This window comes from Ensifer sp. EB106-03-01-XG145 (genome assembly GCF_058792075.1).
The window spans coordinates 1,273,054-1,291,572 of sequence record NZ_JBYTEC010000001.1; the positions used below are offsets into that span (position 1 = coordinate 1,273,054).

General features: G+C 61.7%; 21 protein-coding genes and 1 tRNA gene. 17 read left to right on the top strand and 5 right to left on the bottom strand.

Annotated features, from left to right (window positions below; all coding sequences use genetic code 11):
• The first annotated feature begins 391 nt into the window (after window positions 1-391).
• The 5 genes from AC3WWH_RS06175 (at window position 392) to AC3WWH_RS06195 (ending at window position 5,429) form a co-directional block, all read left to right on the top strand.
• A complete protein-coding gene (locus AC3WWH_RS06175) occupies window positions 392-1,717 on the top strand; it encodes a L,D-transpeptidase family protein (RefSeq protein WP_058320189.1) in 1,326 nt (441 codons plus the stop codon).
• A 183-nt stretch (window positions 1,718-1,900) separates the two neighbouring features.
• Entirely contained in the window at window positions 1,901-3,196 is a 1,296-nt protein-coding gene (gene glyA / locus AC3WWH_RS06180) for a serine hydroxymethyltransferase (RefSeq protein ID WP_058320188.1), read from the top strand.
• Between the two features lie 10 nt (window positions 3,197-3,206).
• Entirely contained in the window at window positions 3,207-3,680 is a 474-nt protein-coding gene (gene nrdR / locus AC3WWH_RS06185; protein WP_034803756.1) for a transcriptional regulator NrdR, read from the top strand.
• A 19-nt stretch (window positions 3,681-3,699) separates the two neighbouring features.
• On the top strand, window positions 3,700-4,809 hold the full coding sequence (gene ribD / locus AC3WWH_RS06190) for a bifunctional diaminohydroxyphosphoribosylaminopyrimidine deaminase/5-amino-6-(5-phosphoribosylamino)uracil reductase RibD (protein ID WP_058320187.1): 1,110 nt from the start codon (window positions 3,700-3,702) through the stop codon (window positions 4,807-4,809).
• Window positions 4,809-5,429: a riboflavin synthase gene (locus AC3WWH_RS06195; protein WP_058320186.1), complete on the top strand. Its 621-nt coding sequence runs from the start codon at window positions 4,809-4,811 to the stop codon at window positions 5,427-5,429. Before ribD ends, AC3WWH_RS06195 begins: the two co-directional genes overlap by 1 nt.
• 92 nt (window positions 5,430-5,521) lie before the next feature.
• On the opposite strand, the gene AC3WWH_RS06200 is transcribed toward AC3WWH_RS06195, so the two are convergent.
• The 3 genes from AC3WWH_RS06200 to AC3WWH_RS06210 form a co-directional block, all read right to left on the bottom strand.
• Window positions 5,522-5,872 carry a hypothetical protein gene (locus AC3WWH_RS06200; RefSeq protein WP_058320185.1) on the bottom strand — a complete coding sequence of 117 codons (351 nt, stop codon included), beginning with the start codon at window positions 5,870-5,872 and terminating at the stop codon, window positions 5,522-5,524.
• Between the two features lie 284 nt (window positions 5,873-6,156).
• Window positions 6,157-6,723: a GNAT family N-acetyltransferase gene (locus AC3WWH_RS06205; RefSeq protein ID WP_057252574.1), complete on the bottom strand. Its 567-nt coding sequence runs from the start codon at window positions 6,721-6,723 to the stop codon at window positions 6,157-6,159.
• Between the two features lie 24 nt (window positions 6,724-6,747).
• Window positions 6,748-7,248: a cupin domain-containing protein gene (locus tag AC3WWH_RS06210; protein ID WP_057252572.1), complete on the bottom strand. Its 501-nt coding sequence runs from the start codon at window positions 7,246-7,248 to the stop codon at window positions 6,748-6,750.
• 171 nt (window positions 7,249-7,419) lie between these two features.
• On the opposite strand from AC3WWH_RS06210, the gene AC3WWH_RS06215 reads away from it, so the two are divergent.
• The 5 genes from AC3WWH_RS06215 (at window position 7,420) to AC3WWH_RS06235 (ending at window position 12,381) form a co-directional block, all read left to right on the top strand.
• Complete coding sequence (locus tag AC3WWH_RS06215) at window positions 7,420-7,611, top strand: hypothetical protein (RefSeq protein WP_156432981.1); 192 nt, start codon at window positions 7,420-7,422, stop codon at window positions 7,609-7,611.
• Window positions 7,612-7,874: 263 nt separating this feature from the next.
• The gene (ribH, locus tag AC3WWH_RS06220) at window positions 7,875-8,336 is read left to right on the top strand and encodes a 6,7-dimethyl-8-ribityllumazine synthase (RefSeq protein WP_034803742.1); all 462 of its coding nucleotides are present in this window, start codon (window positions 7,875-7,877) and stop codon (window positions 8,334-8,336) included.
• Window positions 8,333-8,815 carry a transcription antitermination factor NusB gene (gene nusB, locus AC3WWH_RS06225; RefSeq protein WP_113398386.1) on the top strand — a complete coding sequence of 161 codons (483 nt, stop codon included), beginning with the start codon at window positions 8,333-8,335 and terminating at the stop codon, window positions 8,813-8,815. The genes ribH and nusB overlap by 4 nt, the downstream gene beginning before the upstream one ends.
• Before the next feature lie 5 nt (window positions 8,816-8,820).
• Window positions 8,821-10,050 (top strand): MFS transporter, encoded by a 1,230-nt coding sequence (locus AC3WWH_RS06230; RefSeq protein ID WP_058320182.1) that lies wholly within the window; start codon window positions 8,821-8,823, stop codon window positions 10,048-10,050.
• Between the two features lie 195 nt (window positions 10,051-10,245).
• On the top strand, window positions 10,246-12,381 hold the full coding sequence (locus tag AC3WWH_RS06235; protein ID WP_058320181.1) for a sodium-translocating pyrophosphatase: 2,136 nt from the start codon (window positions 10,246-10,248) through the stop codon (window positions 12,379-12,381).
• Window positions 12,382-12,450: 69 nt separating this feature from the next.
• Here AC3WWH_RS06235 and AC3WWH_RS06240 read toward each other — a convergent pair whose 3' ends face one another.
• Window positions 12,451-12,960, bottom strand: coding sequence for an outer membrane protein assembly factor BamE (locus tag AC3WWH_RS06240; RefSeq protein WP_057252891.1), 510 nt, complete (start codon window positions 12,958-12,960; stop codon window positions 12,451-12,453).
• A 138-nt stretch (window positions 12,961-13,098) separates the two neighbouring features.
• Between AC3WWH_RS06240 and AC3WWH_RS06245 the strand changes: the two genes are divergently transcribed.
• The 6 genes from AC3WWH_RS06245 (at window position 13,099) to AC3WWH_RS06270 (ending at window position 17,637) form a co-directional block, all read left to right on the top strand.
• Window positions 13,099-13,638 carry a ubiquinol-cytochrome C chaperone family protein gene (locus AC3WWH_RS06245; RefSeq protein WP_058320180.1) on the top strand — a complete coding sequence of 180 codons (540 nt, stop codon included), beginning with the start codon at window positions 13,099-13,101 and terminating at the stop codon, window positions 13,636-13,638.
• 104 nt (window positions 13,639-13,742) lie between these two features.
• On the top strand, window positions 13,743-14,294 hold the full coding sequence (locus AC3WWH_RS06250; protein WP_058320179.1) for a YceD family protein: 552 nt from the start codon (window positions 13,743-13,745) through the stop codon (window positions 14,292-14,294).
• A gap of 201 nt (window positions 14,295-14,495) precedes the next feature.
• Window positions 14,496-15,554, top strand: a complete 1,059-nt coding sequence (gene plsX, locus AC3WWH_RS06255) for a phosphate acyltransferase PlsX (protein WP_058320505.1) — start codon at window positions 14,496-14,498, stop codon at window positions 15,552-15,554.
• Between the two features lie 4 nt (window positions 15,555-15,558).
• Window positions 15,559-16,530 (top strand): beta-ketoacyl-ACP synthase III, encoded by a 972-nt coding sequence (locus tag AC3WWH_RS06260; RefSeq protein ID WP_057252559.1) that lies wholly within the window; start codon window positions 15,559-15,561, stop codon window positions 16,528-16,530.
• A 92-nt stretch (window positions 16,531-16,622) separates the two neighbouring features.
• Window positions 16,623-16,961, top strand: a complete 339-nt coding sequence (locus AC3WWH_RS06265; protein WP_057252557.1) for an integration host factor subunit alpha — start codon at window positions 16,623-16,625, stop codon at window positions 16,959-16,961.
• Between the two features lie 139 nt (window positions 16,962-17,100).
• A complete protein-coding gene (locus AC3WWH_RS06270) occupies window positions 17,101-17,637 on the top strand; it encodes a MerR family transcriptional regulator (RefSeq protein ID WP_057252555.1) in 537 nt (178 codons plus the stop codon).
• Window positions 17,638-17,942: 305 nt separating this feature from the next.
• Here the strand turns inward: AC3WWH_RS06270 and AC3WWH_RS06275 are convergent, their stop codons facing one another.
• Complete coding sequence (locus tag AC3WWH_RS06275; RefSeq protein ID WP_093232207.1) at window positions 17,943-18,107, bottom strand: hypothetical protein; 165 nt, start codon at window positions 18,105-18,107, stop codon at window positions 17,943-17,945.
• 308 nt (window positions 18,108-18,415) lie between these two features.
• Here AC3WWH_RS06275 and AC3WWH_RS06280 point away from each other — a divergent pair.
• Window positions 18,416-18,492, top strand: a tRNA-Pro gene (locus tag AC3WWH_RS06280).
• Window positions 18,493-18,519: the final 27 nt, after the last annotated feature.

Consider the following 18,519-nt stretch of genomic DNA (forward strand, 5'->3'; position numbering starts at 1 on the left):
TGCGCGCCATTCCTGCGTTCGGACGGCTTTCCAAACGGAAAATATTAGAAAATCAAAATGTTGCCGTCTGCAGCTCGTCCGCCGGCTTGTCCGCTACGGCGAAAAGCAAAAGGCGTGCCATGTCGCCGTTCAACCTGTCCGAGACACGAATTGGCCATATTGCTGTGACAGCGACGACGACATGCGGTAGGTGCGGCCACGTGTTTTCTTGAGCGTGGATTCGTTTCGCGTTTCGCCTGCCGGATGAGGGTCCTCACTCGCGGTGTCGTGAAATCTTGTGAGGGCAGGGTGGCTCGTTGGTTGACCTTTGTTAACCACGATCGTGTTAGGGCTCCGGCAACGTGCGTGTCAGCGCATAGGGCGCGTGCCAACGCATTGGGATGGTAGGAATATGTCGAAAAAGAATGGAATTGATGCATTCTCGCGCCGCGCCTTTCTGCGCTCGGTAGCAACCTTCGGCGCCGTGGCAGTCGCCGGCGCGGCAAGCGCACAGGACGCCCTGAACGAGATCATCAATTCGCCACGCCGCGGCTCCTGGGACGACCAGTACGACGCCAAGGCATCGCGCACCGCGACGACGGTCGTTTCGAACACGCCGGTCTTCGGCCCGGAAACGATCGCCCACGTGCAGCAGGCAATCTTCGACTACCAGAACATCGTTTCGCAAGGCGGCTGGCCGATGGTCCAGACCAGCGTCAAGCTCGAGCTCGGCGTCACGGATCCGTCGGTGCAGCAGCTTCGCCAGCGCCTGATGGTCTCCGGTGACCTGCCGCAGTCGGCAGGCGTCTCCTCGTCCTTCGATTCCTACGTCGAAGGCGCGGTCAAGCGCTTCCAGGCTCGCCATGGCCTCCCGGCTGATGGCGTCATCGGCGAATACACGCTGAAGGCGATCAACGTCGACGCCAACACCCGCCTCGGCCAGCTCCAGACCAACCTCGTTCGCCTGCAGTCGATGTCCGGCGATCTTGGCCGCCGCTACGTGATGGTCAACATTCCGGCCGCCTATATCGAAGCGGTCGAGAACGGCCGCGTGGCGCTGCGCCATACGGCGATCGTCGGCAAGATCGACCGCCAGTCGCCGATCCTCAACTCGAAGATCTACGAGGTCATCCTCAACCCCTATTGGACCGCGCCGCGCTCGATCATCCAGAAGGATATCATGCCGCTGATGCGCAAGGACCCGACCTATCTCGCACGCAACTCGATCCGTCTGTTCGACGGCAGTGGCGGCGAAGTGTCGCCGGAAACGGTCGATTGGAACGCCGAGAAGGCGCCGAACCTGATGTTCCGCCAGGACCCGGGCAAGATCAACGCGATGTCGTCGACGAAGATCAACTTCCACAACGAGCATCAGGTCTACATGCACGATACCCCGCAGCAGGGTCTGTTCAACAAGCTGATGCGTTTCGAGTCTTCCGGCTGCGTTCGCGTGCAGAACGTGCGCGATCTTTCGACCTGGTTGCTGAAGGATACGCCCGGCTGGTCGCGCCAGCAGATCGAGGCGACCATCAAGACCGGCGTCAACACGCCGATCACGCTCGCCGAGGAAGTGCCCGTGTTCTTCACCTACATCACGGCCTGGTCCGCAAAGGATGGCGTGGTGCAGTTCCGCGATGATATCTACCAGCGCGACGGTGCCACCGAGCTGGCGCTGCAGTCGCCCTATGGCGTCGAGCAGTCGCCCGGCTCGGTCGATCAGGACGCGCTGCCGCAATAAGCGAATTTGCGACACGAGATCGACAAGCCGCGCTTCCCCTGGAAGCGCGGCTTTTTCATGCGCCAGCGCTCGCGATATTTCGGCGCGGCAGATGGGGGAAATGGCGCAATCCGCACAGCAGATATTGCTCTTGCCGTGCGAGGAAGCTAAAGAACTGCCACCCTTGAGAGGAGCCTCGCGCCGATGCTTGAACAATCCAATGACGCCTTCTTCACCCGCTCTCTGGCCGACAGCGATCCGGACATCTTCGGTGCGATCGAGAAGGAGCTGGGTCGTCAGCGCCACGAGATCGAGCTGATCGCCTCCGAGAACATCGTTTCCCGCGCCGTGCTCGAAGCCCAGGGCTCGATCATGACCAACAAATATGCCGAGGGTTACCCGGGCAAGCGCTACTATGGCGGCTGCCAGTTCGTCGATATCGCCGAAGAACTGGCGATCGAACGCGCCAAGAAGCTCTTCGGCGTCAACTTCGCCAACGTTCAGCCGAACTCCGGTTCGCAGATGAACCAGGCCGTGTTCCTGGCGCTCTTGCAGCCGGGCGACACCTTCATGGGCCTCGACCTCAACTCGGGCGGTCACCTGACGCACGGTTCGCCGGTCAACATGTCCGGCAAGTGGTTCAACGTCGTCTCCTACGGCGTACGTGAAGACGATCACCTGCTCGACATGGACAACGTTGCCGAGCAGGCGCGCAAGCACAAGCCGAAACTGATCATTGCTGGTGGCACTGCCTATTCGCGCATCTGGGACTGGAAGCGCTTCCGCGAAATCGCCGACGAAGTCGGCGCCTGGCTGATGGTTGACATGGCGCACATCGCCGGTCTCGTTGCCGGTGGCCAGCATCCGTCGCCGTTCCCGCATTGCCACGTCGCCACCACGACGACGCACAAGTCGCTGCGCGGCCCGCGCGGCGGCATGGTTCTGACCAACGACGAAGATGTCGCCAAGAAGATCAACTCGGCCGTCTTCCCGGGTCTCCAGGGCGGCCCGCTGATGCACGTCATCGCCGCCAAGGCTGTTGCTCTCGGCGAAGCGCTGCATCCGTCGTTCAAGGACTATGCGGCCCAGATCGTCAAGAACGCCCGCACGCTCGCAGAAACGCTGAAGGCCAACGGCCTCGACATCGTCTCCGGCGGCACGGACAACCACCTGATGCTCGTCGACCTGCGCAAGAAGAACGCAACCGGCAAGCGCGCGGAAGCCGCCCTCGGCCGTGCGTTCATCACCTGCAACAAGAACGGCATCCCGTTCGACCCTGAAAAGCCGTTCGTCACCTCGGGCGTCCGTCTCGGCACGCCGGCCGGTACCACCCGCGGCTTCAAGGAAGCCGAGTTCAAGGAAATCGGCGAGTTGATCGTCGAGGTCCTCGACGGCCTGAAGGTCGCCAACTCCGACGAAGGCAATGCCGCCGTCGAAGCCGGCGTTCGCGAAAAGGTCCTCAAGCTGACCGACCGCTTCCCGATGTACGGCTACATGTGATCGGTCGCTCATGCGCTGCCCCTATTGCGGTTCTGAAGACAGTCAGGTGAAGGATTCCCGTCCTGCAGAGGACGGGAACGCCATTCGCCGCCGCCGGATTTGTCCGGATTGCGGAGGTCGTTTCACCACCTTCGAACGGGTGCAGTTGCGTGAACTGATGATCATCAAGAAGACCGGTCGGAAGGTTCCTTTCGACCGGGATAAACTTTTGCGGTCGTTCGAGATCGCGCTCAGGAAGCGCCCGGTCGATCGCGACCGCATCGAGCGGGCGGTCTCCGGCATCGTTAGGCGCCTCGAAAGCTCCGGCGAGACCGAGATCCCCTCGGAGGAAATCGGCCTGCAGGTGCTCGAGGCCCTGAAGAGCCTCGATGACGTTGCCTTCGTGCGCTACGCTTCGGTCTATCGCGATTTCTCGCATGCCGAGGATTTCGAGAAGGTCATCACCGAGATCAGCGCCAAGATCGCGCGCGATCCGGGCGAATAGGCGAAAGCTGGATAGAGCCATGGCAGGACCCACCCGTGAAGACGAGAGGTTCATGGCCGCGGCGCTGAGGCTGGCCCGCCATCATCTCGGACAGACTTCCACCAATCCCTCCGTCGCCTGCCTGATAGTCAAGGAAGGCGTCATCGTCGGCCGCGCCGTGACGGCGCGAAGCGGTCGTCCGCATGCGGAAACCCAGGCGCTGGCAGAGGCCGGAGAGACGGCGAGGGGCGCGACCGCCTATGTGACGCTGGAGCCCTGCTCGCATCACGGCAAGACGCCGCCTTGCGCCGACGCCCTTGTCGCATCCGGCGTTGCCCGCGTGGTGATCTCGATCCTCGATCCGGATGAGCGTGTCGCCGGGCGCGGCGTCGTGCGCCTGCGCGATGCCGGCATCATCGTCGATATCGGCGTTCTCGCTGAAGAGGGGCAGCACGCACTCGAAGCCTATCTCATGCGCCAGGTAAGCCGGCGGCCCTATGTGATTCTCAAGCTTGCTGTTTCCGCCGACGGCATGATCGGCCGTAAGGGGGCAGGGCAGGTCCGCATCACCGGTCCCATCTCCCGGGGGCAGGTGCAAATGCTGAGAGCCGAGACGGACGCGATCCTCGTCGGGATCGGCACGGCGACGGCCGACGACCCGGAATTGACCGTGCGGCTACCCGGGCTCGAAAATCGCTCGCCGCTGCGCATCGTCCTCGACCGCCGGCTCGACCTGCCGCTTTCCTCGAAACTGGTGCGAACGGCGCGGGATGTTCCGGTGATCGTGGTCTCCAGTGACGGATCCGGCGGTCCGGACGCGGATGTCGATGACGGCCGGGCCGCACGCAAGGCGGCCCTGGAGGCCGCCGGCGTTGAGGTGCTCGAAGCCGGTTCGATTGCGGACCTTCTGACGGCCCTCGCCTCGCGCGGTATCTCCTCGCTGATGGTCGAAGGTGGAGCGGTCGCGGCGCGCGCCTTTCTCGATGCGGACCTCGTCGACCGTATCCAGCTTTACACCGGGCCGGGGACGATTGGCGAAAACGGCATTGCATCCCCATTTGACCGTAAGTCCGTGCCGACCGGCTTCACGCGTGTCGCCGAAGCGCGCTACGGAGAGGATCTGTTCGAGGAATACGAAAGAGAAAACTGATGTTCACAGGCATTGTTACCGACATCGGCACCGTCGATGCCGTCACCCCGCTCAAGGAAGGCATCAAGCTGCGTGTTGCCACGAGCTATGATCCGAAGACCATCGACATGGGCGCCTCCATCGCCCATTCCGGTGTGTGTCTGACGGTGACCGCCTTGCCTGAAGCCGGCAGCAACGAGCGCTGGTTCGAGGTCGAGGCCTGGGAAGAAGCGCTGCGGCTGACGACGATTGCGGGCTGGACAAAGGGCACGCGGATCAACCTCGAGCGGTCGCTGAAGATTGGCGACGAGCTCGGCGGCCACTTGGTCTCCGGTCATATCGATGACAAGGCGGAAATCCTCTCGGTGGAGTCGGAGGGCGACGCGGTGCGCTTTCGCCTTCGGGCACCGGAACATCTGGCGCGGTTTGTCGCACCGAAGGGCTCCGTCGCGCTCGACGGTACGTCGTTGACGGTCAACAAGGTCGATGGCGCCGAATTCGACGTGCTGCTCATCCGCCATTCGCTGGAGGTCACCACCTGGGGCGACCGCAAGGCTGGTGATTTCGTCAACTTTGAAGTCGACACCATGGCCCGTTACGCGGCGCGCCTGGCCGAGTTCCCGGCGCCGAAGCCGGCATGAGCGAAGTCTGAGATTCTTTGCCGAATATGTCTCAAAAAAAGCAAACCGCCCCCGATTGGGGGCGGTGGCGTTTTGAGAGGGCGATTGGCGGCTCAGCGTAGATAGAAGGTCAGGCTGCCATCGGCCGCCTGTTCAGCGCCCGCGATGTTGTTCATCTCGACGTTCTGGCCCTTCAGCTTGGCTGCAAGCGGCTTGTTGGCGTTGACCGCTGCGTGGAGGGACGAGAGTTGTTGCGGCGTGGCTTCGTCGATCCACAGGCGCGTCTGGCTCGATTCCTTGAGCGTGTTGACGTCAACGACGGTGAACTGGTCGCCCTTGAATTCGCGAACCGTGTGGTCGATCTCGGCCGGCCAGTTCATCGCGGCGCCTGCCGCGTAGGAAACGCCGCCGAAGGACAGGGCGGAGAGGGCAGCGATGACGGAAAGCTTGGCTATGCGGTTCATGGTCATGCTCCTTTGTTTGCTTGCGACATCGCGACTGCCGGGCTCCTACCCGAACGGGTGACCCTTATGGGCCTCGGAGACCGGTCACCATCTCGTGCCGCAGCGGCCAGCAAACGTCGATTGCGGGTGGCGTCACCCGCATTGAGACGTGCTGGACGGTTTCGACTGATTGGGGCGGCGTTTCCTCGGCTTGGGGCGGGGGCGCGTCGTGCCAACGCCTAGAAAGCTGGCCCGGAATCTGGCCGTTTCCGTGGCGTAGGGTCTGGAAAACAATTAAAAATTGTTCATGTTTCGGCGTGCGCACGCAACTTGTGCGTCGTCGTTGCCTTCTGGTGGCGCTCGAACATGATCACGTGGTTGCCATGGTAGGTCGTCCGCCAGAATTCCTTGAAGCCATGCTTCTCCGCAACCCGGATTGAGGCACGGTTGCCGACATCGATGATGCAGGTTTTGCGGAGCGTGGGAAACTGGTGATCGGCCCATTTCAGCGCCGCACTGACCGCTTCTGTCGCAAGCCCCTGGCCATGGGCCTTTGGTGAAAGCGCCCATCCGGTCTCCATCGTGCCTTCAAGCGAGGGCGTGATGGCGCGGTGTACATCGTGAAACCCGGCCTCGCCAAGAAAAGCGCCTGTTTCCCGATCCTGGATGGCAAAGAAACCGAAGCCGAAATAGTGCCACATGCCGACCTGGCGCAGGAAACGCGTCCAGGATTGTTCACGCGTAAAAGGAACCCCGCCGACATAGCGGATCACCTCGGCATCGCCGAACAGAGCGGCGTAGGAGGGGAAGTCGTCACGGCGATAGGGGCGCAGGATGAGGCGGTCGGTCTCGATGATAGGCACGCTATGCATGTTCGATCCTATGCTGTGGTGAACTCAGGCGCCGGGCTCGCCGTCCCAATAGTCGACAGTGTCTTCCGGTCTGCCAATGAAGCGGAATCGCCTCTGGCCATCAGCACTGCGCGTCTTGGCGAGGAACTTGCCCGAGTCCGGGTACTCGCAGATCTCGGTGGCTGCCATGGTCGAAATGGACAAGTATTTGAGCGCCACGCTGCCAGTGTTGATCAGGTGATGCGCCGTTTCCGGCCCGCCTGCAGGCGCGCCAAGAATGTCGCCCGGTCCAACCGCATGGCGCTCGTTGCCGAAGCGATACGTGCCTTCGCCTTCGAGGATGATGAAAAGCTCCTCCTCGACGTGGTGATTGTGGAACGGGCAGCCGGACTTGCCCGGCGGCACTTCACCGTAGCCGATACCGAGATCCTTAAGGCCCAGCAACGCGCCGAAGGAGGCGTCGCTCGATTCGAACCCTTCGCCTTTCGTCCAATGGTCGAGGTTGAGGGTCTTCGGATTGACGATCGGTTTTCGCGTTTCCGTCATGTCTATCTCCCTGACGCCGTGCATTTCGCAAGAAGCATCCACGGTCCGTTCCTATCCGTGTCGCGCGATCGAGGGAACGTCAACCGACAAGCGTCGAAATTGATAAACGTTACGTTGCTTATGCCTCGATTTTGCAATCCTATGACGGTAACTGCGGCGGAGGAGCGCGCTGTGCCTCAGCACGGACCGCGTCGCGTCGCCTGGGAGGCCGATCGTGTCGAGATAGAGCGAGGCGGGCATCTCGTAGCCGAAATCCGGTGCGGTCCGCATCATGGCGTCGCGGGCAAGCGCCTCGGTGTCGAAGAGCAGCTCATCCATATCGAAGAGGACCGCTCGAGGGGCGCGGGGGAGGCGGATCTTTGATGGGATCTCAAGCATGCGGATGCCTCGTTCAATTCCTGTCTGGTACCTGAACTTGCTGTTCCGCGTGGCAAACCGCAAGCAACCATGCGATTGTGTTCGAAGCCCGAACGGCAAGGATAGCCCTTCGGGCTTGGTATTCTGGCGCCGTCCGGCGCGGCAAAAGGCCGTTTGCGGCGGAATTTGCTTGCCATTCGGTGCCGGGCATGGTTTGACCGCCGCCTGCCGGTCGCAACCGGCGACGAACTCTCAAAGACAGGTGATCCATGGCAGAGACCACGGCAGCCCACATTCTGATTGTGGAAGCGCGTTTCTATGACGATATGGCCGATGCATTGCTCGACGGCGCCAAACATGCGCTGGACGCAGCCGGGGCCACCTATGATATCGTGACGGTTCCGGGCGCGCTCGAAATCCCGCCGGCGATCGCCATGGCACTCGACGGTGCTGACGAAGGCGGTACGGAATATGACGGCTTCGTCGCGCTCGGCATGGTCATTCGCGGCGAGACCTATCATTTCGATATCGTCGCGAACGAATCTTCGCGGGCCATCATGGATCTCGCCGTGAGCGAAAGCCTCGCCATCGGCAACGGCATCCTGACGGTCGAGAATGACGACCAGGCCTGGGCACGCGCCCGCCGGTCGGAAGGTGACAAGGGTGGCTTTGCTGCGCGTGCAGCGCTCACCATGATTGAATTGAAGAAGAAACTGGGCACGGAAAAGTGACGAAGACACCCTCGGATCAGCCGCTGAAGCAGGTCAACCAGCGCGGCGCAGCGCGCCTTGCCGCGGTGCAGGCGCTCTATCAGATGGACATTGGCGGCACCGGCGTGCTCGAAGTGGTTGCCGAGTACGAAGCCCATCGCCTCGGCCAGGATGTCGACGGCGACACCTATCTGAAGGCTGACGCCTCCTGGTTCCGCTCGATCGTCGCCGGCGTCGTGCGCGACCAGCGCAAACTCGATCCGTTGATCGGTTCGGCGCTTCAGGACGACTGGGCACTGTCGCGGCTCGATTCTACCGTGCGCGCCATCCTGCGTGCCGGCACCTTCGAAATGCTGGAACGCAAGGACGTGCCGGTTCCGGTGATCGTCACCGAGTATGTCGAGATCGCCAAGGCCTTCTTCGAGGATGACGAGCCGAAGCTGGTCAATGCCGTTCTCGATCGTATTGCCAAGCAGGTTCGTAGCGAGTTCAGGAAGTAGAGTTTATGGTTGCGGTTGCTGCGGATGACATGGGGGCCACCCTTCGCGAAGCGCGCCGCAACGTTTTCCATCTGACTGCCGCGCAGGCCATTCTCGGCGTCGTCGGACCGATCTGCTTCTCCATCGGCGGTGTCGCCGGCTACCAGTTGCTGGCGGAAGATAAGTCGCTGGCAACAGCACCGCTCACCGCCTTCAACGTCGGCATGGCGCTTGGGGTCGTGCTGGTCGCGATGCTCTCGCGCCTGATCGGGCGCCGGTTTGCCTTCATGACCGGGACCGGGATCGCTGCCGCAGGCGCGGCGCTCGCCGCCGTCGCGCTCTTCCGCGAAAGCTTCTGGCTCTTCGCCTTTGCTCTCGCGATGCTCGGCTCGTCGAACGGCTTCACCCAAAAGCTGCGTTTCGCCGCCGCCGATGCTTCCCCGTCGTTCTACAAACCCAAGGCGATCTCGCTGATCCTTGGCGGCGGTATCGTTTCGGCCGTGCTCGGCCCCCAGATCGTCATCTTTGCCGGAGACCTGTTTGCGCCCGTCGCCTTTGCCGGCGCTTTCGTCGTGCTGCTGCCGATCTGCCTGCTCGCGGCGTTCTTCTTCGCACCCCTGCGGTTGCCCGAACCGGGTGCGATGGTGAAAGATCACCACCATGAGGCCGTGCGTCCTCTCGGCGCGATCGTACGCAGCCAGCGCTTCGCCACCGGCATGGTCTGCGGCATCTCCAGCTATGCGCTGATGACCTTCATGATGACCGGTGCTCCCGTCGAGATGGTGGTGGGCTGCGGGTTTTCGACCGAGCTCGCGACGCTCGGCATCCAGTGGCACGTGCTGGCGATGTTCGCCCCAAGCTTCTTCACCGGTGGGCTGATCAGCCGCTTCGGCGCCGAGCGCATCGTCGGCTGCGGCCTGCTTCTCTTGATGGCCTGTGCGACTGTGGCGCATATGGGCATCGAACTCTGGAACTTCTGGGGTGCGCTGGTGCTGCTCGGCCTCGGCTGGAATTTCGGCTTCATCGGCTCGACGGCGATCGTCGCCAGCAGTTACCGTCCGCAGGAGGCCGACAAGGTTCAGGCCTTCCACGACATCATCCTCTTCACCACCGTGGCACTGTCGTCCTTTGCTTCAGGCAAGGTCCTTTCGGCCTATGGCTGGGACATGCTGAACGCGGTCGTGTGGCCGGTCACCATCGTCTGCCTGGTACTTCTGCTGCTCCTGAAGCGCACACCGCGGAAGGCCGCCGCCTAACTCCATTCTCCTGACATTCAAAGCCGCCGGAGCGCCTTCTCACTGGCGTTTTCCGGGGCTTGACGATCTCCCGTTGCAACCGCACTCTGGCCGCGCCGTGGGGGGTGCTGCTTGAGGAGGTGGCGCGTGATTCGCGGTTTTGAGGGGCCCGTGGCCGGGAGTGAGTCCGCGGGTTGTAACGGAGGGTAATGCGAAATGACCATTTTACTGGGCGTTATCGCATGCGGGTTGCTCGCGGTGGTTTATGCCATCTGGGCAACACAGTCGGTGATGGCCGCCGACCAGGGGAACGCCCGCATGCAAGAAATCGCAGGCTACATTCGTGAAGGGGCGCAGGCCTATCTCACGCGTCAGTACAAGACCATTGCCATCGTCGGTGTTGTCGTTTTCATCGCCGCTTGGGTTCTTCTTTCTCCCGCCGCCGCTTTCGGCTTTCTGGTAGGTGCGGTCCTTTCGGGCGCTGCGGGCTTCATCGGCATGCATGTTTCTGTTCGGGCAAACGTCCGCACTGCCCAGGCGGCTTCTGTCAGCCTTGCCTCCGGCCTCGACATCGCTTTCAAGTCAGGCGCGATTACCGGCCTTCTCGTAGCGGGCCTGGCGCTTCTCGGCGTCTCCGTCTACTACGTCGTCCTCACGGTCGGCCTCGGGCATGAGCCCGCCTCGCGCGAAGTCATCGACGCGCTGGTCGCGCTCGGTTTCGGCGCTTCTCTGATCTCCATCTTCGCCCGTCTCGGCGGGGGCATCTTCACCAAGGGCGCCGACGTCGGTGGGGACCTCGTCGGCAAGGTGGAGGCCGGCATTCCGGAAGACGATCCGCGCAATCCGGCAACGATTGCCGATAACGTCGGCGACAATGTCGGCGATTGCGCCGGCATGGCGGCCGACCTGTTCGAGACCTACGCCGTCTCGGTCGTCGCGACCATGGTGCTGGCGGCGATCTTCTTCGCCGGCACGCCGGTGCTCGCGACGGTCATGGTCTATCCGCTGGCCATCTGCGCAGCCTGCATCATCACTTCGATCGTCGGCACCTTCTTCGTCAAGCTCGGTACCAACAATTCGATCATGGGCGCTCTCTACAGGGGTCTGATCGTCACCGGCGTGTTGTCGATCCTCGGTCTCGGCGCAGCCACGTCCTTCACGATCGGATGGGGCACCATTGGTACGGTTGACGGCAAGGACATCACCGGCTGGAATCTGTTTTTCTGTGGCATTCTCGGCCTGATCGTGACGGCCCTGATCGTGGTGATCACGGAATATTATACCGGCACCAACAAACGGCCGGTGAACTCGATCGCCCAGGCTTCGGTCACCGGCCATGGCACCAACGTGATCCAGGGGCTTGCCGTCTCGCTGGAATCGACGGCCCTGCCGGCGATCGTCATCGTTGGCGGCATCATCTTCACCTACCAACTCGCCGGCCTCTTCGGGACCGGCATCGCCGTCACCGCCATGCTCGGTCTTGCCGGCATGATTGTGGCACTCGATGCGTTCGGCCCGGTGACGGATAATGCCGGCGGCATCGCGGAAATGTCGCATCTGCCGCCGGAAGTGCGCAAATCCACCGATGCGCTCGACGCGGTCGGCAACACCACCAAGGCTGTCACCAAGGGCTATGCGATCGGCTCGGCCGGTCTCGGCGCGCTGGTGCTCTTCGCGGCCTATTCGAACGACCTCCGCTACTTTGCGGCGAATGGTGACAAGTACCCGTACTTTGCCGATGTGGGCCAGATCTCCTTCGATCTCTCCAACCCCTACGTTGTGGCAGGCCTGATCTTCGGCGGTCTCATCCCCTACCTCTTCGGCGGTATCGCGATGACGGCGGTCGGCCGTGCGGCCGGATCCATCGTTGAGGAGGTTCGTCGACAGTTCCGCGAAAAACCCGGCATCATGGAAGGCACGGAGCGGCCGGACTATGGTCGCGCCGTCGACCTTCTGACGAAGGCGGCGATCCGTGAAATGGTCGTTCCCTCGCTGCTGCCGGTGCTCGCACCTATCGTCGTCTACTTTGGCGTGCTGCTTCTGTCGGGCTCGAAGGCCTCGGCCTTCGCAGCACTCGGCGCATCGCTTCTCGGTGTCATCGTCAACGGCCTCTTCGTGGCGATCTCGATGACGTCGGGCGGCGGCGCCTGGGACAATGCCAAGAAGAGCTTCGAGGATGGCTTCGTCGACAAGAACGGCGAGCGTCATCTCAAGGGCTCGGAGGCGCACAAGGCATCCGTCACCGGCGACACGGTGGGCGATCCCTACAAGGATACGGCCGGTCCGGCAGTGAACCCGGCGATCAAGATCACCAACATCGTGGCACTGCTGCTTCTGGCCGTCCTCGCCTGATCGCATCGCTGAAACGAAAAAGGCCCGCGGAAGAGACTTCCGCGGGCCTTTTGCTTTGTGACGGGTGAATTACTTGCTGCCGAAGTCCTTGAACAGGCTCTTTGCGGCAGCCTGTCCGGCACCTGGTCCGCTCAACAGCTGGCCGAGGAAGCTCGTTTCCTTGCCGCCGGTCGGCGTCGTGCGCGACAGCATGTCGAAGACCTTGCCATCCTTCAGCGTGTAATGGGCGAGCTGGCTGACAGTACCTTCCTTGTCGAAGTAAACGGCGAGGATCGACTGGTCGACCAGCTGAGGCTTCATGAAGGCGACGGGACGCTTGCGGGTCTGCGAAATGTAGTAGAACACTTCGTTGTCGAAGGTCGCGGTCGTCGACGGGGTGCCGAGCGACAGGAGCACCTGCTCGCGGCTGGAGCCGACCGGAACGAGGTTTAGCGTTTCCTGGTCAACCACATAACCCTGATGAAGGACTTCACCGACATTGGCGGACTGGCAGGCTGAAAGGGTGAGACCGGCGATGGTAGCTACGGCCGCCACGCGGCCGAGGGTTTTAAAATTTTTTCTCAAATACCGCTTCGTCAACGACAGCTCCCCTTGGAGAAACGATGGCAGATCCGCCATTGCAATTCGTGCCTGCTTCGGTAAACCAGCTTCGGCTGTCATGCAACAACGGGATGGGCGCTTGCGCGCATTTCGAGAAAGCCAAGCCCGAGCTTTGTGATGATTTTTGGACTGTTCAAAAGAAAAAGCGGCAATGCCGCGATTGTCGAGCGTCAGTATGCACTGCTGACGTCGGCCGCGCGCCAACCTTATCTCTACACCGACCTCGATGTGCCGGACACGGTCATGGGGCGGTTCGAGATGCTGTCGGCTGTGCTGATCCTCTACTTCCGCCGCACCCGTGCTTCGGCAAGGCCCGGCCAGGAAATCGCCCAGGAGATCATAGACGCTTTCTTCGAGGACGTCGATCACTCGATCCGCGAACTCGGCGTGGGCGATGCCGGCGTTCCGAAGAAGATGAAGAAGCTGGCCGGCATGTATTACGGTCGCCTCGAATCCTACGCGGCAGCGCTGGAAGCGAAGGATACGGCCGCCTTGGCAGCGGCACTCAAGCGCAACTTTCATCCGGAAGGCGGCGATGCAGCACCCTCGATGGAGGCGCTTGCAGCCTATCTGCTGACTGTCGAGGCGCAACTCGCCGACATTGCCGAAGAGGTTGTCGAGGCCGGTCAGTTGCAGATTCCATCCGCTGGCGTTTAATAGAGCGGTTATTAAGAGATATCAGCGCCGCGAGCCGGAACCCGGGCGGCAGCTGCATTCGCGACTGGGCGGCATCAATCGCCCTGGCGAGGAAGGATCCGATCATGAAAGACGATAGCCAGCCGGCCTTCTCCTATCCGGTGAAGGTGGGGCATATCTCGGCGAACGCTGTCAGCGTGCAGCTTTCAGCAAACGAGCGGGAAAGGGCGGCACTGGCGAAGCTCTGGTGCGTCAGGGATGTGCTGTCGCTCAGCGCAGAGCTGCAGATCGCGCGCTGGAAGAAGGATGGCGTCAAGATCAAGGGCGATGTCACGGCCCGCATCGTGCAAAGCTGCGTGGTGACGCTCGAGCCCGTCGAGGCCGACATCCATGAACCGGTCGAAGCGATCCTGGTTCCCGAAGGATCGCGGCTCGCCCGCCAGGCGAGCAACGACGGCGGCGAGATGATTCTCGACCCGGATGGTCCCGACATCCCCGACACGTTCACGGGCGACACGATCGATGCCGGCGTCGTCGTCAGCGAGCAGGTGGCGCTTGCCATCGACCCCTATCCGCGCAAGCCGGGTGCGGCTTTCGGCGAGCGAATCGAGAGCACCTCAGCGGACGACAAGAAGCCGAACCCGTTTGCTGTCCTGAAGGACTGGAAAAAGGACTGAGGCCGCGAAAGCCTCTTCTATAATTCGGTTGTCACGCAAAGGAAAAGCAGTATTTTGGCCCCAAACCGGCCAAAAGAGCCGTGAAGCGATCTGCCGCGTGCTTGGCTCAAGCGTCAGAAGCAATATGTTTCGTCATTGCGTCCCAGGTGAGTGCGCCACGACGGCACGTGTTGTGTGGCAGAAATGAAGGATAAGACACGCGTGGTCAGAATTTCACTTGACGTGATGGGTGGCGACTATGGTCCCGAAGTCGTCATCCCGGGTGCCGCAAGAGCGCTCGAGCGTCATCCGGACATCAAGTTCGTGTTGTTCGGTATCGAAGCGCAATGCGCGGAACTCTTGGGAAAATATCCGAAGCTCAAGGCCAGCAGCACCTTTTACGATTGTGAAATCGCCGTGGCGATGGACGAGAAGCCGAGCCAGGCGCTTCGCCGCGGCCGCGGCAAATCGAGCATGTGGAAGGCGATCGACGCGATCAATGCCGGCGAGGCCGATGTCGTCGTTTCGGCCGGCAATACCGGCGCGCTCATGGCCATGTCGGTCTTCTGTCTGCGCACGATGCAGGGGATCCAGCGCCCGGCGATCGCTGCCATCTGGCCGACGCTGAAGGGCGAGAGCATCGTGCTCGACGTCGGCGCGACGATCGGTGCGGATGCGCAGCAACTCATGGACTTCGCGCTGATGGGCGGCGCCATGGCGCGGGCCCTCTTCGAGATCGAACGACCGATGGTTGGGCTTCTCAACGTCGGTGTCGAGGAAATCAAGGGACAGGAAGAGGTCAAGGAAGCTGGCCGCCTGATCCGTGAAGCCAATATCGATGGCTTTGACTATTACGGTTTCGTCGAAGGCGACGACATCGGCCGTGGGACGGTCGACGTCGTTGTGACCGAAGGCTTTTCCGGCAATATCGCGCTGAAGGCAGCCGAAGGCACCGCGCGCCAGATTGCCGAATATCTGCGCGCTGCAATGTCGCGCACCCTGCTTGCCAAGATCGGCTACATCCTGGCCAAGGGTGCGTTCGATCGCCTGCGCGAGAAGATGGATCCCAGGAAGGTCAACGGTGGTGTATTCCTTGGCCTCAATGGCGTCGTGATCAAGAGCCATGGTGGTGCGGATGCCGAAGGTTTCGCAGCCGCGATCGATGTCGGCTACGACATGGTGAAGAATGGCCTGAAGTCGAAGATCGAGCTCGATCTGGCGAAGTACCATGGTGCAGAACCGCCGCAGGCCCTTTCCGCCGGCATGAATGATGAGGTTTGAATAGATGATCCGTTCCGTCGTCCGCGGCTTCGGCGCAGCTTTGCCGAAGCGCGTTGTTACCAATCAGGAGCTGGAATCCAAGGTCGATACGTCCGATGAGTGGATTGTGCAGCGCACCGGCATCCGGCAGCGCCACATCGCCGGCGAGGGCGAAACGACCGCGTCGCTCGGCGAAGGCGCCGCGCGCGCCGCACTCGCCAATGCCGGGCTTACGCCAGATGACATCGACCTCATCATCCTGGCGACCTCGACTCCGGACAACACGTTTCCGGCAACCGCCGTCAATATCCAGGATCGCCTTGGCATGCGCCATGGCGCAGCCTTCGATATGCAGGCCGTTTGTTCCGGCTTCGTCTATGCGGTGACGACGGCCGACGCCTACATCCGCGGCGGTCTTGCCAAGCGCGTGCTGGTGATCGGCTCGGAGACGTTCTCGCGCATCCTCGACTGGAGCGACCGGACGACCTGCGTGCTCTTCGGCGACGGCGCCGGTGCCATCATCCTGGAAGCCCAGGAAGGCGAGGGTACGAATGCCGACCGTGGCGTGCTGACGGCGAAGCTTCGCTCGGACGGCGCCCATCGCGACAAGCTCTATGTCGATGGTGGTCCTTCGACCACGGGAACGGTGGGCCATCTCAAGATGGAAGGCCGCGAAGTCTTCAAGCACGCGGTCGGCATGATCACCGACGTTATCGAGGCAGCCTTCGAGGCGACCGGCACGACGGCCGAGGACATCGATTGGCTTGTGCCGCACCAGGCCAACCGTCGCATCATCGATGGCTCGGCCAAGAAGCTCTGCATCCCGCTCGATAAGGTTGTGGTGACAGTCGATCTCCATGGCAACACCTCCGCGGCGTCCATTCCGCTGGCCCTGAACACCGCGGCGGCCGATGGCCGGATCAAAAAGGGCGATCTCGTTCTGCTCGAAGCCATGGGTGGTGGCTTCACTTGGGGCTCCGTTCTGATACGCTGGTAAAAAATGCTGAGGCAACGCAGGCGCTTGACCACAATAGGCAAGGGCAATAGTCTTCGGTCGCTGATCGGCGTGCCAGACGTTGGTGGGGGAAGATGAGCGGAAAAACAGTAACACGAGCAGACTTGGCTGAGTCGGTTTTTCGCAAGGTAGGTCTGTCACGGACAGAGTCTGCCGAGTTGGTGGAAACCGTCATTGACGAAATATGCAACGCAATCGTGCGTGGCGAGAGCGTGAAGCTGTCTTCTTTCGCGACCTTCCAGGTCCGCGACAAGAACGAACGCATCGGGCGAAACCCGAAGACCGGCGAGGAAGTGCCGATCTCGCCGCGCCGTGTGATGACCTTCAAGGCGTCCAACGTGCTCAAGCAGCGCGTGCTGAAGGCCCATCTCAGCCGTAGAGCGAAGCAGAAGCCGGCATCTCCCGCGGCGTGAAGTCATGGCTTCAGCCACAAATGTGGTTGAAAACCCATCCATAAGCCGTTGAAATGGACCCGATTCGTGCCATCATCGGTATGATATCGGTTCATTGCGGCCCGCGAGCGTGAGTCGCGTGACATGGATTGGGAACCACATGGAAAAGAGCCCGGACGCTTTCCGCACCATCAGCGAGGTCGCCGACGACCTCGATCTGCCGCAGCATGTTCTGCGCTTCTGGGAAACCCGTTTCCAGCAGATCAAGCCGATGAAGCGCGGCGGCGGTCGTCGCTATTATCGGCCGGAGGATGTCGATCTCCTGAAGGGTATCCGGCATCTGCTCTATGATCACGGCTACACCATCAAGGGCGTGCAGAAGCTGTTGAAAACCAACGGCAACAAGTTCGTTGCCGCCATTGCCAGCGGCGATCTCGCAACCGTCGAAGCGCTTGCGGCGTCGAGCAACGAGGAGCCGGCACCGCCCAAGGCCGGCGTTTCGGAAGAAGATCAGATCGTCGGCCGCGCCAAGGCACCGGCGAGCCGCCGCTTCTTCTCGTTCGGCGGCGGCAGCGACGACGTGCCGGAAATCTCGCTCGGCAAATCGTCGTCCGTCGGCAAGGAAGACCGGGCGCTGCTGCAGGAGGCGCTCTACGATCTCCTGGAATGCAAACGCCTGCTCGATCAGGTGCGCTGAGAGTACCGCGGTCGCCTACCAAGCGCGTGCTCGTCCGACGAGGCGCCCCGCCTTCAAGACCATAGGAAAATTGACCGACGACGCAGGCGTGACGCTTGCGCGGTCGTGGGTCGCATAACAGTCAGCCGACGGTTCCGGCCGAGCAATCGGCGAATACTCGTTCGATCGTCAGTTTGTGAGATTGGCGGCTCGCATTCAAATGCTGCAGGCCCAAGGGAAGGGGCAAACCACGCATGCATTGACGTGAGCGACTGAGGGATGCCCACAGGGCCCGTGTTCTGTCGCTCACACTAAAGTTGCCGCGTTTAGTAGGACATACGGAAACCACCGGGGCTGGATGCGGAAACATCAGGCTGCGGATAGGGGCCGTTCCACTGCGCGTAGGTTGTGTTGGTCGAACCGGACGTCGCGCATCCGGACAGCGTCAGGACGACAAGTGCGGTTACGGCCATCAGAGATTTAAGAGGCATGGTCTACTCCTGAAAGGGAGGCTCCAGGCCTCAAGGGCCAGTACCAAACTGTCCCTCAAATCGGTTGTGATGGCAAGCTCACGTTACGTCAGGGCAGCGTTTCCAACGATGTGATTTCAGGTTTGGTGAAGGTTCCATTGCGATCGAGGATCGCCGATCCATGGGCGATCTTCCGACAAAATGGACTTTTCTTCTGATCGACCCGCCGAGTGCCCGCAGCTTTTCCACGCCGGAGATTTCTTTTTCACGCCGAGTTCGAAATTCCCGCTTGCGCTCTAAGCGCTGGTTATATAGGGGTTTCCTCGGTTCGGAGCGTAGCGCAGCCCGGTAGCGCACTTGACTGGGGGTCAAGGGGTCGTGGGTTCGAATCCCGCCGCTCCGACCATTTTTCTCAATCCTCAATCCCCCATAG

Bases quoted from the DNA above. Each gene is read 5' to 3' on its own strand.
- AC3WWH_RS06175 (WP_058320189.1), top strand. From the start codon at position 392: ATGTCGAAAAAGAATGGAATTGATGCATTCTCGCGCCGCGCCTTTCTG.
- glyA (WP_058320188.1), top strand. From the start codon at position 1,901: ATGCTTGAACAATCCAATGACGCCTTCTTCACCCGCTCTCTGGCCGAC.
- nrdR (WP_034803756.1), top strand. From the start codon at position 3,207: ATGCGCTGCCCCTATTGCGGTTCTGAAGACAGTCAGGTGAAGGATTCC.
- ribD (WP_058320187.1), top strand. From the start codon at position 3,700: ATGGCAGGACCCACCCGTGAAGACGAGAGGTTCATGGCCGCGGCGCTG.
- AC3WWH_RS06195 (WP_058320186.1), top strand. From the start codon at position 4,809: ATGTTCACAGGCATTGTTACCGACATCGGCACCGTCGATGCCGTCACC.
- AC3WWH_RS06200 (WP_058320185.1), bottom strand. From the start codon at position 5,872: ATGAACCGCATAGCCAAGCTTTCCGTCATCGCTGCCCTCTCCGCCCTG.
- AC3WWH_RS06205 (WP_057252574.1), bottom strand. From the start codon at position 6,723: ATGCATAGCGTGCCTATCATCGAGACCGACCGCCTCATCCTGCGCCCC.
- AC3WWH_RS06210 (WP_057252572.1), bottom strand. From the start codon at position 7,248: ATGACGGAAACGCGAAAACCGATCGTCAATCCGAAGACCCTCAACCTC.
- ribH (WP_034803742.1), top strand. From the start codon at position 7,875: ATGGCAGAGACCACGGCAGCCCACATTCTGATTGTGGAAGCGCGTTTC.
- AC3WWH_RS06230 (WP_058320182.1), top strand. From the start codon at position 8,821: ATGGTTGCGGTTGCTGCGGATGACATGGGGGCCACCCTTCGCGAAGCG.
- AC3WWH_RS06235 (WP_058320181.1), top strand. From the start codon at position 10,246: ATGACCATTTTACTGGGCGTTATCGCATGCGGGTTGCTCGCGGTGGTT.
- AC3WWH_RS06245 (WP_058320180.1), top strand. From the start codon at position 13,099: ATGATTTTTGGACTGTTCAAAAGAAAAAGCGGCAATGCCGCGATTGTC.
- AC3WWH_RS06250 (WP_058320179.1), top strand. From the start codon at position 13,743: ATGAAAGACGATAGCCAGCCGGCCTTCTCCTATCCGGTGAAGGTGGGG.
- AC3WWH_RS06260 (WP_057252559.1), top strand. From the start codon at position 15,559: ATGATCCGTTCCGTCGTCCGCGGCTTCGGCGCAGCTTTGCCGAAGCGC.
- AC3WWH_RS06265 (WP_057252557.1), top strand. From the start codon at position 16,623: ATGAGCGGAAAAACAGTAACACGAGCAGACTTGGCTGAGTCGGTTTTT.
- AC3WWH_RS06270 (WP_057252555.1), top strand. From the start codon at position 17,101: ATGGAAAAGAGCCCGGACGCTTTCCGCACCATCAGCGAGGTCGCCGAC.
- AC3WWH_RS06275 (WP_093232207.1), bottom strand. From the start codon at position 18,107: ATGCCTCTTAAATCTCTGATGGCCGTAACCGCACTTGTCGTCCTGACG.